The 14,177-nt window shown below is 45.0% G+C and carries 14 protein-coding genes and 1 pseudogene; 2 read left to right on the plus strand and 13 right to left on the minus strand.

All coding sequences use genetic code 11. The annotated features are described in order from the left end of the window. Window positions 1-19: 19 nt before the first annotated feature. The 5 genes from appF to fabH form a co-directional block, all read right to left on the minus strand. On the minus strand, window positions 20-1,009 hold the full coding sequence (gene appF, locus ACQVGS_RS16030; RefSeq protein ID WP_044156397.1) for an oligopeptide ABC transporter ATP-binding protein AppF: 990 nt from the start codon (window positions 1,007-1,009) through the stop codon (window positions 20-22). Next, entirely contained in the window at window positions 1,006-1,992 is a 987-nt protein-coding gene (gene appD / locus ACQVGS_RS16035; RefSeq protein ID WP_127695472.1) for an oligopeptide ABC transporter ATP-binding protein AppD, read from the minus strand. Before appD ends, appF begins: the two co-directional genes overlap by 4 nt. A 189-nt stretch (window positions 1,993-2,181) precedes the next feature. Continuing rightward, window positions 2,182-2,967, minus strand: a complete 786-nt coding sequence (locus ACQVGS_RS16040; RefSeq protein WP_127695474.1) for a DUF2268 domain-containing putative Zn-dependent protease — start codon at window positions 2,965-2,967, stop codon at window positions 2,182-2,184. A gap of 79 nt (window positions 2,968-3,046) precedes the next feature. Further along, window positions 3,047-4,285, minus strand: coding sequence for a beta-ketoacyl-ACP synthase II (gene fabF / locus ACQVGS_RS16045; protein ID WP_024120905.1), 1,239 nt, complete (start codon window positions 4,283-4,285; stop codon window positions 3,047-3,049). A gap of 22 nt (window positions 4,286-4,307) precedes the next feature. After that, a complete protein-coding gene (fabH, locus tag ACQVGS_RS16050; RefSeq protein ID WP_010333732.1) occupies window positions 4,308-5,246 on the minus strand; it encodes a beta-ketoacyl-ACP synthase III in 939 nt (312 codons plus the stop codon). 165 nt (window positions 5,247-5,411) lie between these two features. On the opposite strand from fabH, the gene yjzB reads away from it, so the two are divergent. Continuing rightward, window positions 5,412-5,642 (plus strand): spore coat protein YjzB, encoded by a 231-nt coding sequence (yjzB, locus tag ACQVGS_RS16055; protein WP_081638273.1) that lies wholly within the window; start codon window positions 5,412-5,414, stop codon window positions 5,640-5,642. Window positions 5,643-5,671: 29 nt separating this feature from the next. Here yjzB and comZ read toward each other — a convergent pair whose 3' ends face one another. The 4 genes from comZ to ACQVGS_RS16075 all read right to left on the minus strand — a co-directional run bounded on the left by comZ (window position 5,672) and on the right by ACQVGS_RS16075 (window position 8,305). Beyond that, entirely contained in the window at window positions 5,672-5,863 is a 192-nt protein-coding gene (gene comZ, locus ACQVGS_RS16060) for a ComG operon transcriptional repressor ComZ (RefSeq protein ID WP_003224559.1), read from the minus strand. A 14-nt stretch (window positions 5,864-5,877) separates the two neighbouring features. Beyond that, complete coding sequence (locus tag ACQVGS_RS16065) at window positions 5,878-6,831, minus strand: BMP family ABC transporter substrate-binding protein (protein WP_283912908.1); 954 nt, start codon at window positions 6,829-6,831, stop codon at window positions 5,878-5,880. A 90-nt stretch (window positions 6,832-6,921) separates the two neighbouring features. Continuing rightward, entirely contained in the window at window positions 6,922-7,485 is a 564-nt protein-coding gene (locus ACQVGS_RS16070; RefSeq protein ID WP_487446107.1) for a hypothetical protein, read from the minus strand. An 82-nt stretch (window positions 7,486-7,567) separates the two neighbouring features. Then, entirely contained in the window at window positions 7,568-8,305 is a 738-nt protein-coding gene (locus ACQVGS_RS16075) for a hypothetical protein (RefSeq protein WP_095713629.1), read from the minus strand. A gap of 258 nt (window positions 8,306-8,563) precedes the next feature. Between ACQVGS_RS16075 and ACQVGS_RS16080 the strand changes: the two genes are divergently transcribed. Further along, the gene (locus ACQVGS_RS16080) at window positions 8,564-8,749 is read left to right on the plus strand and encodes a YjzD family protein (RefSeq protein ID WP_010333727.1); all 186 of its coding nucleotides are present in this window, start codon (window positions 8,564-8,566) and stop codon (window positions 8,747-8,749) included. Window positions 8,750-8,794: 45 nt separating this feature from the next. Here ACQVGS_RS16080 and ACQVGS_RS16085 read toward each other — a convergent pair whose 3' ends face one another. The 4 genes and pseudogenes from ACQVGS_RS16085 to ACQVGS_RS16100 all read right to left on the minus strand — a co-directional run bounded on the left by ACQVGS_RS16085 (window position 8,795) and on the right by ACQVGS_RS16100 (window position 14,165). Then, the gene (locus tag ACQVGS_RS16085) at window positions 8,795-8,974 is read right to left on the minus strand and encodes a YjzC family protein (RefSeq protein ID WP_003239319.1); all 180 of its coding nucleotides are present in this window, start codon (window positions 8,972-8,974) and stop codon (window positions 8,795-8,797) included. Window positions 8,975-9,058: 84 nt separating this feature from the next. Then, window positions 9,059-10,007 (minus strand): annotated as a pseudogene (gene argF, locus ACQVGS_RS16090) (ornithine carbamoyltransferase). 11 nt (window positions 10,008-10,018) lie between these two features. Then, window positions 10,019-13,111: a carbamoyl-phosphate synthase (glutamine-hydrolyzing) large subunit gene (gene carB, locus ACQVGS_RS16095; RefSeq protein WP_491830304.1), complete on the minus strand. Its 3,093-nt coding sequence runs from the start codon at window positions 13,109-13,111 to the stop codon at window positions 10,019-10,021. Further along, entirely contained in the window at window positions 13,104-14,165 is a 1,062-nt protein-coding gene (locus ACQVGS_RS16100) for a carbamoyl phosphate synthase small subunit (protein ID WP_213418508.1), read from the minus strand. Before ACQVGS_RS16100 ends, carB begins: the two co-directional genes overlap by 8 nt. Between the last annotated feature and the right edge of the window lie 12 nt (window positions 14,166-14,177).

The following is a 14,177-nucleotide window of genomic DNA, read 5'->3' on the forward strand; positions in this document are numbered from 1 at the left end:
AAAGCTGTGCGGGCGACAGTTAGCTATAAAGGTGACAAGCCACAAAATGGCTGGGAGCAGCTTCTTTGAATTCTGGTATTTGTTCCTTGCATATCGGTTTTGCAACAGGACATCTCGTATGGAAAACACAGCCTTTAGGCGGATTGGCCGGGCTGGGCAGTTCTCCTTTCAGGACGATGCGTTCGCGTTTGACAGATCCTTTTTTTCTTGTAACCGGGACAGATGATAAAAGGGCTTGGGTGTATGGATGTAGCGGATTGTCATATAACTCATGCTTGTCGGTCAGTTCCATCATTTTGCCGAGGTACATTACTCCGACCCTGTCACTGATATGGCGGACGACACTTAAATCGTGAGAGATAAATAGATACGTCAGATTAAATTCTTCCTGCAATTCTTCCATTAAGTTGATGACCTGGGCCTGAATCGATACATCAAGTGCAGAAACCGGTTCGTCTGCAATGATAAGCTCCGGATTCAGCGTGAGGGCTCTCGCAATGCCGATCCGCTGACGCTGCCCGCCGGAAAATTCATGGGGATAACGTGAGGCAAACGACGGATGAAGGCCTACTCTCGCAAGCAGCTCTTCGACTTTCTCATTTCGTTCTCGCATCGTGTACATGTGATGTGTGTTAAAAGGCTCCTTAATAATAGAACGCAGCGTTTTTCTTGGATTCAGCGAAGCAAATGGATCTTGAAAGACCATCTGAATATTTTTGCGGACGTTTTTTCGTAAATTCTCCTCTGACAGATTGGAAATATCCTGTCCCTTAAAGAGAATCTGGCCTTCAGTCGGTTTGTACAGCCTGATCATCGTTCGGCCGGCAGTCGATTTTCCGCAGCCCGACTCTCCAACGATTCCGAGTGTTTCTCCTTTTTTTAAAGAAAACGAAACACCGTCCACCGCTTTCACATCACCAACTTTTCTTTGAAAAAAGCCTGAGCGGATCGGGAAATATTTTTTCACGTCCCGAAGTTCTAAAATTGTTTCCTGATTAGCTGCTGTCATGATTGTTCGGCACCTTCTTCCTCATATAAAAAGCATCTCACTGACCTTCCGCTTTTGTGTGTCAATAGCGAAGGCTGATGGGTCCAGCATTTATCCATGGCTTTTGGGCACCTTGGAGCAAAACGGCACCCCGGCGGCAGATTATCTGGTGTCGGCACGCTGCCTTTAATCGCAGTTAATTTATCAATCTCTCCATCTATGACTGGAATAGACAATAGCAGTCCTTCTGTATAAGGATGAAGGGGCTCTAAAAATAACTCATCGACTGAGGCATTTTCTACGACTTGTCCGCAGTACATGACAATGACTCTGTCGGCTGCTTCCGATACGACACCTAAGTCATGTGTAATCAGCAAAATTGAAGTATCAAACTTCTGGCAGAGATCTTTCATTAGCTCCAGCACTTGGGCTTGTATTGTCACGTCTAACGCCGTTGTCGGTTCATCGGCAATAAGCAGTTTTGGATTACAGCTGAGCGCGATGGCAATCATCACCCTCTGTCTCATGCCGCCAGATAGACGGTGCGGGTATTCCTTCATAATTTGCTCCGCTCTTGAAAACCCAACCATCTTCAAGAGTTCGACGGCTCTTTGATACGCTTCTTTTTTCTTCATATTTTTATGGTAAATCAGCACTTCGGTAATTTGTTCTCCGATCGTTAACACCGGATTAAGGGAGGTCATTGGTTCTTGAAAGATCATGGATACTTCGTTTCCGCGGATTTTACAATAGTCATTTTCAGTGAATGTGGTGAGGTCCTTGTCTTCGAGTTTAATCGTACCGTCCATGATTTTTCCGCCTGAGCTCTGGACGAGACCCATAATAGACAATGAAGTAATACTTTTGCCGGAGCCCGATTCGCCTACAAGCGCGACGGTTTCGCCTTTTTTGATGTAGAAATCGACTCCGTCCACCGCAGGGATCGGCTCCTTTTTTCTGAAAAAATAAGTCTTTAAATTATTCACTTCTAAAAGTGTGCTCATGCTAGCTCCCCTTCCCCCTCTTGTCGTCAAACGTTTTCAAGAGAAAGTAATCCCTCTATTCAGAAATAATAAACAATATTGAATTATCGAAAAATTTTATAGTTGTATATTATTACAATCATTTTGCAAAATCAAGAATTTTTTAGGATAAATGTAATATTATTAACGAAATTCCATTATTTTATTCTATTAAAGCGTTGCTTTCAAAAAGGCTTCAGGAGAGATGGACAGCCCATCTGCTGTACTGGCTCTGTTCTCTGTTAAATATTTTTTTACAATATTGAATCCGACTGCGTATCCAAGCATTTTCGGCTGATATCCTTTGCCGTATAAAAGCTGATCGAACAATCGATGACCCCGTTTGATGTTCAGATGGGGCGCAATCTTTTTTTCGTAAAACACCTCAAGCTGCAGAGGGGTATACCAGGTGGTCCATTCAGCCGTTTGACTCTGGCCTAACCTCTCATAAACAGCATATTCTGCCAGCCCCTCCATGATGATTGTATCAAGTAATGTGACGTCTTTTTCCTCTTTTGTCATATGATCTAACCGGCAAACATGATGATATTCATGTGTCATAAGGGCTGAAACCGAGGACAATTCGATATCTGACGAGAGAAAGAGAAACATTTTATCTGGAAAGGCGAGCCCTGATTTTGACCCGAATTCTAAACGGATTCTTCTGTTTCGTTCATCAACCGGCAGTGCTACGATTGGCACGTCAGGTCCTTGCCACTTCTTTTTGAGGTACTGCTCCTCTTTTTGTATATGCCGGAAAAGTCCTTTTTCTTTCAGAATGGAAGACGTGCTTATTCCCTCTGTTATGTTTTTAAACATTCCGTGATGCTGCAAATGTCCCAAGATGCCTTTCCAGTCTTCTTTCTTCCTTCTTGAAAAGTACGGGACAATGTAATGCGCCAGATCATCTATTGAAGCGGCTTTTTCAAACCATTTGTATGTTTGTTCCACGCTCATGCTATCGCCTCCTCTTTTTTATCCTATGCGCACGAAAAAAACCGGCTACCCTTTTAGGGCAGCCGGTTTGGCGTCATGATTACTGATATTTTTTGAAGATTAGCGTTGCATTATGTCCGCCGAATCCCAGTGAGTTGCTGAGAACATAGCTGAGATCCTGTCTGCGTGCTTCATCAGGCACATAATCTAAATCGCATTCTTCGTCAGGCGTTTCAATATTGATTGTTGGCGGGATCATGCCTTCTTTAATGGCAAGGATAGAGAAAATGGCTTCAATACCGCCCGCCGCGCCTAGAAGGTGGCCCGTCATAGATTTTGTAGAGCTTACCGCAAGTTTATAGGCATGCTCGCCAAAAACTGTCTTAATCGCCATTGTTTCATATTTGTCATTGTAATATGTGCTTGTGCCATGAGCATTGATATAGTCAATCTCTTCAGGCGCAATGCCCGCATCTTTAATGGCTTCTTGCATCGCTCTCGCTCCGCCTTCGCCGTCTTGGGCAGGCGCTGTGATATGATAAGCGTCTCCCGTCGAACCGTAACCGACGATTTCTCCGTAAATTTTGGCGCCGCGTGCAAGTGCATGCTCAAGTTCTTCAAGAACGATAATACCCGCACCTTCACCCATAACGAATCCGTCACGGTTTTTATCAAACGGACGGCTCGCAGTTTTCGGATCCGGATTTGTAGAAAGCGCTTTGTTGGCACTGAAGCCCGCGAATGACATTCTAGTCAGCGGCGCTTCTGTTCCGCCTGTGATCATAGCGTCTGCATCGCCGCGCTGAATCACTTTAAATGCGTCACCGATAGAGTTTGTTCCTGTTGCACATGCAGTTACCGTACAAGAGTTAACTCCCTTTGCTCCTAAAGCGATAGAAATTTGGCCTGTCGCCATATCAGGAATCATCATCGGCACAAAAAACGGGCTTACCCGTCTTGGGCCTTTTGTTAAGAAGATTTCAAACTGAGACTCAAGCGTTTCAAGCCCTCCGATTCCGGAACCAACCCAAACACCGACTCTCGGCGCGATTTCATCAGTAATTTCAAGACCTGCGTCTTCAACTGCCATTTTCGCAGCAACAACCGCATATTGAGTGAAACGGTCCATTTTTCTTGCTTCTTTTTTGTCCATGTAATCTTCAACATTAAAGTCTTTTAATTCAGCGGCTACTTTAGCCGGATATTCTTCAGAATCAACACGAGTGATCGGACCGATCCCGGACACACCGTTGATTGCGTTATTCCAACTTGTATCGACGTCGTTGCCAAGCGGAGACAATGCTCCGAGTCCTGTAACAACTACTCTTTTTTTACTCATCTTGTGTGCACCTCACCTTTTTTTATCGGCCCCAGCGGATTGCAATGGCGCCCCAAGTTAATCCTCCGCCGAATCCTACCATGACGATCACATCGCCATCTTTGATTTTACCGGCTTCCAATTCTTCTACTAGAGAAATAGGAATGGATGCGGCAGAAGTGTTTCCATATTTATGAACAGTTTTAGACATCTTTTCGACAGGAAGCTCTAAACGCTCACGTGCAGCTTCCATGATGCGGATGTTCGCCTGATGCGGAATCAAAAAGTCGACGTCCTCTTTTGAGAGTCCGGCTTTTTCAATGACATTTACGCATGATTCACCCATTTGGCGGACCGCAAATTTGAAAACTTCACGTCCATTCATGATTGTATGTCCTTTTTCATTCAGATACAAGTGCTGACCGCCTGTGCCGTCTGCTCCTAGTTCAAATGAAAGAATTCCTCTGTCATCACTGACTGGCCCGACTACCGCAGCGCCCGCTCCGTCACCAAACAGAACGGCTGTGTTGCGGTCTTCCCAGTCTGTAATGCTTGAGAGCTTTTCTACACCGACAACAAGGACATGCTTATAAGTTCCGGATTCAATAAATTGTTTACCCGTTACAACCCCGTACATAAAGCCTGCACAAGCCGCGCTGATATCCATGGCACATGCTTTCTTTGCGCCGAGCTGTTCTTGAATCATACAAGAAACTGTAGGAAATGACTGATCAGGTGTGACAGTCGCAACGAGAATCATATCGAGATCCTCAGCGGACACTTCAGCTTGTTCCAGCGCTTTTTTCGCTGCTGCAACAGCCATATGTGATGAATATACGTCATCAGCGGCAATTCTTCTTTCTTCTATTCCTGTTCTTGTACGAATCCACTCGTCAGAAGTTTCAACCATTTTTTCTAAATCATGATTTGTTAAAACCTTCTCAGGGATATAACGTCCAACTCCAAGTATTCCAGCTTTCATAAGGGAAGACTCCTTTATATAGTTAATTTAGAAGATCAATCAGGTTATGATCAATTATTAGTATCAGGTACTAATTCTATCTTATTTTTTTTCACATGGCAATATATTCGTCTAAACTATCGGTTCATCTTACTCATAGAGTATGGTATATGGAAAAGGAGGCGTATGCAGGTGGATGTGTTTTCAAAAATGATGTTCGGCGATAACGCCAAACAAAAAACAGAAAAAGAAGAAGTGCAGGAGGAGGAGGTTTCCCCGACAAACGAAGAAGAGACGATTGATTACATGTATATTATGAACCAAATCGGTTCGATTATGAACTCTCTCGATCAAATCAAGCCCGCTCTGAAGGAACTCGCGCCTATGGTATCCGCTATTAAAAAGAAAATCATGTGAAAAGCCACTTTCGAGAAAGTGGCTTCTTCTTATTCGGTTTCAGATTTCGCGTCGGATTTACCCAGCTCATAGGCTTCCGCCATTACCGTTGTAAATAAATTCATAAACGGCTGAATGGCCTCCATCGACAGCTCTATTCCTGATTTTTCAAGCTGCTCTTTCGCTTCAGGCAGATATTTCATTGCTATTTGCAGAAACTCAAGTGATTTTTCGTGCTGCATGTAAAGTCACCCCGTTACTCGTTTTTTGGCAGTTCACCTGTTTTGTTATATATTTTGACCAGTTTGGCGATTTTTTTCTGAAAGGCTTTGTCCACAAGCGGACTGAAGGTTCCCATTTCGACAACTCGGCTTTTCAGATCGTAATAGTGATCGCCGCCTTTTAAAGTCCCTTTGTCGAATTGCTCAGCTATAATTTCATAGGCCTTGTCCACATTTTGCACCGTGCTGGTTAACACGGTGTTTTCGCCAAGATCGGATTGATCTGTGACATAGCCGATCGCATATAGGCCGTCTTTTTTGATTTGCTGAATGACAGGAACATTATACCCGTCTCCGGCAGGATACACAACATCCGCGCCTTCGTTCTTCATTTTTTGATAAAGGTTCACCGCAGTCGAATCATCATCCCAGTGATCCGTATATTTTGTATTCACTTCTATATTAGGATTTTCATACTTAGCCCCTTTTATAAAGCCGTCCACTTCTGGCTGCCATGAAAAAGAAGCGATGACGCCGACCTGATTGGTTTTTGACATATGGGCAGCGGTCATTCCGCCGAAAAAGCCGATTGCTTCCCCGCTGAGATGAACGCTTGTGACATTGTCCGCTTTTGCTTTTGCATTTGAAATCACAAACTGCATATCCGGATAGTCTTCACTGACCAAGTTAAATACTTCTTCATACTCACTTCCATGGCCAAAGAGGAGATTGACGCCGCGCTTATGAAAATCTTCAATCGCATTTATAATATCTTCATCTGTTTTTACGCCTTCTTTATAGTAGACGTCCACATTGTATTTAGATTGTATATTCAGTAATCCTTTATACCCTTTTGTGCCCCATACGAGGTCATTAATCGTATCAGGAAAGAGCATGCCGACCTTCTCAATTTTTCCTTTAAACGGAGTTTGTCCACATCCGCTTAATAAAAGGAGGACAGAAAAGATCATGACAAGCCTTGTGATCAAGTCATGTTCAACTCCTTTTGACAAGCTATCACATGTATTAAAATGATACGTTTATTGTATCTAGAAAACTCGAAACATGGAAGGTTTTTCTTAATATTTGTCGAAAATTGATGAAAATTGTCTTTTCCACTCGAGAATTTTTGTTTTCGCTTCATCTTTTGAAGTTTTTTTCGTGACTTGCAAATCAAAAATGCAATCTTTGCCGGTATCACGGCCGGGCTCAAGCAGGAATCTCAACAGCTCGTCAGCTACATCTTCTGTATAAAAGCCCTCTTCCTCCTGTTCTTCTTTCCACGGCCCATACATTTTAGGAAGGATCACCGCTTTTTCTGAACCTGTCTTTTCACGTTTCTCCCACTCTTTTCGGTCTTGTTCGTATACCAATACATATGCGGATTTATATTGGTCCAAAGGCAAAAAGCCGCTGCCATATTGGATACAAATTGTATCATACTTTTGATCCTCAATGTGCTCAAGCTGCCGAAAGTGCTCGTTTCTTCCAAGCCACATGAGTCTTTCTTCTAAGTACATTTGTCTGTTTTCATCATCTGTTTCAGCCAAAACGACATCGACGTATATGCCTTCATCCATCATTCGCTCGCATAAAGAAAGGCCGAAAAATTCATCCGCCCCTACAATCAGCGTTGATTCCATTTCATCTGCCGCCCTTCCGGTTTTTCATTTATCCAAAGCAAAACAGCCTCCGCAAAAGAGAAGGCTATTTTTATTGTATTCTTTATAACTCTTTTTCATGCCTGTGAAAGAATTTGCAGATTGATGCATAGATCCTGCTCGGGTGCTCAAATAAATGAAACGTTATGTCAACCGGACAGCCTTGGTTTTGCTGCTGCTTTTCCTTAAATACTTCCGCATGCAGGCTGTACGGATACGGTGCTCCGGTCATCCGCTGCCATATATGAACCGGTACGCTGCTCGGATAGCTTTCGATTGTTTTATAACGGAGTGAAGCCGCTTCTTTTTCGGAGATTTCGTAGCTTTCCGATACCTCTTTCAAAAATTGTTTATAGAAAAATTTATTTTCTTTTTCTGATTCATAATGTGCCTGAAGATCGAGACAAGGATTCAACATCGCGGCTGATCGGATATGATCCGGGGAAAAACGAAGCAGTTCATCGGCCACGAGAGCGCCCATCCCTTCTGCTAAAATATGAATCTTCGGATTGAGTATTTCCTGCTTCAACACGAAATGTATCAGCTGTTTGGCATAGGTGACCGCTTTTCCCGCGCCCCAGTGCCTTCCGAACAGATTGCTGTTAAAAATGGTATAGCCTTCGTCCCTCAGCATATTTAAAAGCTGATTTCTGCCATAATGCTGAAGCCAAAAACTTGAATCATTACCGACAAAGTGGGTTCTGTCCCCGAGGACAAAGATGCCAAAGCCGTTCGGACGATAGGGCAGATGAATCACGTTATGCTCCGTTCCCAATTGAAAATACCTTTCCGTTATTCCCATCGCTTGCCCGCCTCCTTTCACACTTCATCTCACGCTATCTTATGTAAAAAGAAAAGAAACGAATAAGGTAAAGTCCTAGCCTTTCTATCTTTTGGCTATTATACCAATTGACGATATTTATTTTTTATATTTTACCATTAAAAATGTGACGAATCAGACTCTTTTGTCACCTCACTTTCTTCTAAAATTAGATTCCCCCTTGGCTTTATGTATGGTATGATAACTTCTAGAATAGAATGAGAAGGACGAGGTGGAAACGTGCGATTTATTATTGCTTTTATTTGGACGTTCCTTTTATCGCATATGGCATGCTATTTGATTGCCAGCATGAACAGTGTAGCGTATAACTTCACAACATCATCCGTAATTGCTGTCGTTTTATATGTGCTGATCATGGCGCTAGCAGCAATCATGCCTATGAACAACAATGCCAGCCAGCATTAATAAGCCAAAAACCCAAAACATGTATTGTTTTGGGTTTTTTCGTGATCACGGTTTTCTTTTATACGTCCACAAGCGGTTGTGATTAGATGTTTCAGGAAACATATCTCCTGCTGACAGATGGACCTTTTGCGGGTTTTTGACCATACTCCCCGTCTCGCCGATTTCTACGTAGATGCCGTTGTTGGGCGCTTTCTGCCCGGGCCGGAATTGATGCTGCTGTCCCACTGTTTTTCCTCCTTTTCCTTTTTCGTGTAGTATGCGCCTAAGCGGGTGTGAATATGTTTCCATAAAAAAACTGCTGAGACCGGCTCAGCAGTTTTTTCGGTTATTCCCCTTTGTAAAGGATCGCCTTTAACAGCGCTTTTTGCACATGGAGACGGTTTTCGGCCTGCTGGAATACAGCGGAATTCGGACCGTCAATAATCTCTGCCGTCACTTCTTCTTCACGGTGTGCAGGAAGACAGTGCAAAAATGTATAGTCAGGTTTAGCATGGCTGACAAGCGATGCATTCACCTGGTAAGGCGCGAAGACTGCGAGACGCTCTTGTTCTTCCGCTTCCTGTCCCATGCTTGTGAATACATCTGAATAAATGACGTCCGCATTTTTTACGGCTTCAATCGGATCAGCTGTAAGTGTAATGGAAGCACCGGATTGAAGGGCAAATGCTTTGGCTGCTTCCGCCGCTTCGTCTAACACTTCGTATCCCTTAGGCGAAGCAATCGAGATATCACAGCCCATTTTTGCGCAGCCGATCATCAGGGAGTGCGCCACATTATTTCCGTCACCGATATATGCGACTTTCACACCTTTGAGATCGCCTTTGATTTCCTTGATCGTCAATAGGTCCGCCAGCGCCTGGCAAGGATGATATTTATCAGTAAGCCCGTTGATGACCGGAATATCAGCGTGTTCAGCAAGCTCCTCCACCTTTTCATGCTCGAAGGTCCGGATCATGATTGCATCTACATAGCCCGAGAGCACTTTTGCCGTGTCAGCCACAGTTTCACCGCGGCCCAGCTGCAGATCTTTCTGGCTTAAAAAGAGGGCATTTCCGCCAAGCTGCGCCATGCCGGCCTCAAATGAAACACGTGTCCGTGTGGATGATTTTTCAAAAATCATCGCAAGGGTTTTGCCTTGAAAAATAGGCTGAATCTTGTTTTGTTTCAGTTCACTGGCTTCAGCAAGCAACGCGCTGATATCCTGTTCACTGAGATCTTTTAGCGTTAATAGGTCTTTTCCGAATAGATTGGTTTGCATTTCTCCTATATTCACTGTGTGCATGATGCCACTTCCTTTTTATAAAGATCTCTGAGGGAAACAGGGTGCGGACTGCCTGATCCGCTTTGCAAAAACGCCCGTACGGTTTCCTCTTCAGTAAAGACGGTAATGCCGTGTGTCATGGCTTCCAAACGCTCTTTGCGTGCTTCTTCAGAGCCATTCAAATGGATATGGAGCGCTTTTTCATCCTGTTCCATCCATGAGGCGAATGTGCCTTCATGAACCGTAAAGCCGGCGTTTTCCGCTAATGTCTTCAAATCTTCCGGTCCGTTTTGCAAATAAATGCTTCCTTTTTGATTCCAAACACGCGTGTAGATTTTTTTCAAGGCGCTGTCGGCGTCGTATGCAACACACATGCCTTCTCCTGTCGATTTCATCTCCGGTCCAAGCTTGACATCTACATCTTGAATCGCATGTGAGGAAAAGACCGGGAACTTTACAGCAACGCCGTGGTGATTTTGAACTGCCGGGTTTACATCTTTTAGAGATGCCCCCGCCAGCAGCCTTGTGGCGAGCGGAATCATCGGGACGCCCATGACTTTGCTGACGACCGGAACTGTACGGCTCGCTCTCGGGTTCACTTCAAGGACGAGAATGGTTTCGTTGTCGATCACAAATTGGATGTTCATAATGCCTTTAAACGAAAGCTTTTGGGCAATTTTTTGAGCAGCATCTTTTATTCCCTGCTGCAGCTTGTTTGTGACAGAAGGCCCCGGGAGAATGGCGAAGCTGTCTCCTGAGTGGACGCCCGCCCGCTCAATATGTTCGGTATATGTCGGGATAAAGACTTCTTCGCCATCGGAAATCAGATCAATTTCGACTTCTTTTCCTGACACGTACTGATCAATCAAAATCGGGTACGGCATGCTGTCTTCTCCGTCCAGCAGCTGAGAAAGCGCAGCTTCCGATTCAACGATGATCATGCCCATTCCGCCAATGACATAAGAAGGACGGATTAATACAGGATAGCCGATGCCGTTTGCTTTCTCTGCAGCCTCTTCTTTTGTATAGGCAATTTCTCCTTTAGCGTGCTGCAATCCGAGTTCATCAAGAAGCTGATAAAATTGATCGCGATCCTCTAACACGTCAAGCGTTTCAAACGATGTGCCGAGAAGCGTGATTCCGGCTTTTTCGAGCGCTTCAGCAGCATTGATCGCGGTTTGGCCGCCGAACTGCACGATCGCAAAGTCAATGTTTTCCTGCTCCGCCACGTTTAATATGTGCTCCGTTGTCAGCGGTTCAAAATACAGGCGGTCCGCAATTTCATAATCTGTGCTCACGGTTTCCGGGTTGTTATTAATCATAATCGTTTCGAATCCAAGCTTTTGCAGCGTTAACACCCCATGAACAGCACTGTAATCGAATTCAACGCCCTGCCCGATGCGAATCGGTCCTGAGCCGATAATCAGCGCGCGCTTTTTCTCTTTGCGGCTGATGTCTCCATCGGTTTCTCCGAAATACGTGGAGTAAAAATAGTTGGTTTTCGCATCAAACTCAGCTGCGCAAGTATCAACAATTTTGAAGGAAGGCGTAATCCCCTTCTCTTTGCGAAGAGCGCGCACCTCTGCCTCTGTCTTGCCGATAAGCGAGGCAATCGTTGCGTCTGAAAACCCTTTTTCCTTTGCCTTTTTCAATAAATCAAAAGAAAGGTCGCTCCCCGCTTCCATGATCTGATTTTCCAGCTTGATGATATTGTTAAAGGTGTGAAGGAAAAACGGGTCGATTTTTGTTTTTGCATGGATTTCTTCTATTGATATGCTTCGGCTTAACAGCTCCATCACAACGAAAAATCTTCGATCGTCAGGTGTGATTGCCAGCTCCCAGAGCGCTTCAATTGATAAGCCGCCGAGCTCCGGCAGATGCGTGCCGACGTTTTTCAGCTCAAGGGAGGCTGCCGCCTTTTGGAGCGCCGCTTCTACATTACGTTCAATCGCCATCACTTCTCCGGTGGCTTTCATTTTTGTGCCGAGCTTGCGGTCCGCGTTTTTGAATTTATCAAACGGCCAGCGCGGAAACTTGACGATGACATAGTCCAATGCCGGTTCGAAGCTCGCATAAGTGGAGCCTGTAAGCGGGTTTTTTAATTCGTCAAGCGTGTATCCGACCGCCAATTTCGCAGCCATTTTCGCAATGGGATAACCTGTTGCTTTTGACGCGAGAGCAGATGAACGGCTCACACGCGGATTCACTTCAATGACGTAGTATTGCTTGCTGAACGGATCAAGCGCAAACTGAATGTTGCAGCCGCCTACGACATCAAGTGCCGAAATGATCGTCAGACTTGCCGTCCGGAGCATTTGATAGTCTTCATCAGTTAATGTTTGTGAAGGCGCCACTACGATCGAATCGCCTGTATGCACACCGACCGGATCGATGTTTTCCATATTACAGACGGTAATGCATGTGTTGTTGCTGTCGCGCATCACTTCATATTCAATTTCTTTAAAGCCGGCAATGCTCTTTTCTACCAGGCATTGATTGATCGGGCTAGCCAGGAGCGCTTGCTTGATCATGGCGGCAAATGCTTCTTTCGTGGGCGCGATCCCCCCGCCTTTTCCGCCTAACGTGTAAGCAGGCCGGATAATGACAGGAAAGCCGATGGATTCCGCAAAACGAAGGGCATCTGTTTCGTTATCGACAATTTCGCTTTCTGGAACTGGCTGATTCAGCTCGTTCATTAAAGAACGAAATTTTTCCCGGTCCTCTCCTTTTTGTATTGTATCAACGGATGTACCAAGAAGTTTGACGCCGTGCGCCTTTAAAATACCCGCTTCTTCAAGTTCAACCGCAAGATTCAGTGCAGTCTGCCCGCCTAAATTGGCCAGAAGTCCGTCGGGCTTTTCTTTCTTAATAATGTCTGTCAGGCTTTCTGCTGTCAGCGGTTCAAAATAAATGTCATCCGCGAAAGCTTCATCGGTCATAATTGTTGCCGGGTTGTTGTTGACGAGAATAACCCGATAGCCTTCTTCCTTGAGCGCGATGCAACCTTGAGTGCCTGAATAATCAAATTCTGCCGCCTGGCCGATGATGATCGGGCCTGAGCCGATTACTAATATGCTTGAAATACTGGTGTCTTTAGGCATGGGCGATTTCTCTCCTTGCTGGTATCACATTCTTTAAATAATCATCAAAAATCCATTCGCTTTCCGCCGGTCCGGGATGGGCTTCCGGGTGGAATTGCACACTCATGACGGGCAGTTTTTTATGGGAAAGTCCTTCAACTGATGTGTCATTGACATGATGGAATCTGATCGTCAGCTCTTCTTGATTAATAGTTTTTTCATCGACCACATAGCTGTGATTTTGGCTGGTCATGAAAACCCGCTTCGTTTCACGATCGATGACCGGATGATTTGCGCCCCTGTGTCCGAACGGCAGCTTAAACGTATTTCCGCCGAAAGCGAGTGCAATCAGCTGGTGGCCGAGACATATGCCGAGTGTCGGAAAGCGGCTGACAATGTTTTTGATTTGTTCCATATACGGTGTAATGGCTTTCGGATCTCCGGGTCCGTTGGATAACACGACACCGTCGGGCTTTATGCCGTAAACCGATTCCATTTGCTGATACGGTATAACAGTGACCTTGCAGCCTCGTTCCACGAGGGATGATGCAATTGATTTTTTATAGCCAAAGTCAATGAGAGCAATATGTTTATTTCCTTCACCGATTGTGCTGATGTCCTGTGCGGTCGCCTGTTCTGCGACGTTCTCAGGCTGCAGGGCAATCTCAGCCGCTTCTTTAGAGGCAGTGACAGACGCCCCCATCGTTCCGTTCGCGCGGATTTTTTTGACGACAGCCCTCGTATCGACATGGGACAAGAGCGGGATGTTCCATTTTTTCAGATATTCCTTAAGACTGTATACCGCTTCATGATGAGAAAAATGATCGCACGCCTCGTAAACAACCGCTGCTTTCACTTGCGGTTTTTTGCTTTCAAAGTCGTTTTCATTAATACCGTAGTTGCCGATCAGCGGGTACGTAAATACGATAATCTGTCCTTTGTATGACGGGTCTGTCAGCACTTCCTGATAACCCGTCATTCCTGTGAAAAACACAGCTTCGCCCGTGCAGTTTTCATGTCCGTCCAGTTCTCCGCTGAACACTGTTCCATCTTCTAATACTAAATAACCTTCCATCTAAAAGCCCAC

The sequence above is a fragment of the Bacillus sp. SD127 genome (assembly GCF_058566445.1).

What these genes read in the sequence shown, in the direction of transcription:
- appF (WP_044156397.1), bottom strand. Translation starts at nt 1,009, where the DNA reads ATGACAGCAGCTAATCAGGAAACAATTTTAGAACTTCGGGACGTGAAA.
- appD (WP_127695472.1), bottom strand. Translation starts at nt 1,992, where the DNA reads ATGAGCACACTTTTAGAAGTGAATAATTTAAAGACTTATTTTTTCAGA.
- ACQVGS_RS16040 (WP_127695474.1), bottom strand. Translation starts at nt 2,967, where the DNA reads ATGAGCGTGGAACAAACATACAAATGGTTTGAAAAAGCCGCTTCAATA.
- fabF (WP_024120905.1), bottom strand. Translation starts at nt 4,285, where the DNA reads ATGAGTAAAAAAAGAGTAGTTGTTACAGGACTCGGAGCATTGTCTCCG.
- fabH (WP_010333732.1), bottom strand. Translation starts at nt 5,246, where the DNA reads ATGAAAGCTGGAATACTTGGAGTTGGACGTTATATCCCTGAGAAGGTT.
- yjzB (WP_081638273.1), top strand. Translation starts at nt 5,412, where the DNA reads ATGCAGGTGGATGTGTTTTCAAAAATGATGTTCGGCGATAACGCCAAA.
- comZ (WP_003224559.1), bottom strand. Translation starts at nt 5,863, where the DNA reads ATGCAGCACGAAAAATCACTTGAGTTTCTGCAAATAGCAATGAAATAT.
- ACQVGS_RS16070 (WP_487446107.1), bottom strand. Translation starts at nt 7,485, where the DNA reads ATGGAATCAACGCTGATTGTAGGGGCGGATGAATTTTTCGGCCTTTCT.
- ACQVGS_RS16075 (WP_095713629.1), bottom strand. Translation starts at nt 8,305, where the DNA reads ATGGGAATAACGGAAAGGTATTTTCAATTGGGAACGGAGCATAACGTG.
- carB (WP_491830304.1), bottom strand. Translation starts at nt 13,111, where the DNA reads ATGCCTAAAGACACCAGTATTTCAAGCATATTAGTAATCGGCTCAGGC.
- ACQVGS_RS16100 (WP_213418508.1), bottom strand. Translation starts at nt 14,165, where the DNA reads ATGGAAGGTTATTTAGTATTAGAAGATGGAACAGTGTTCAGCGGAGAA.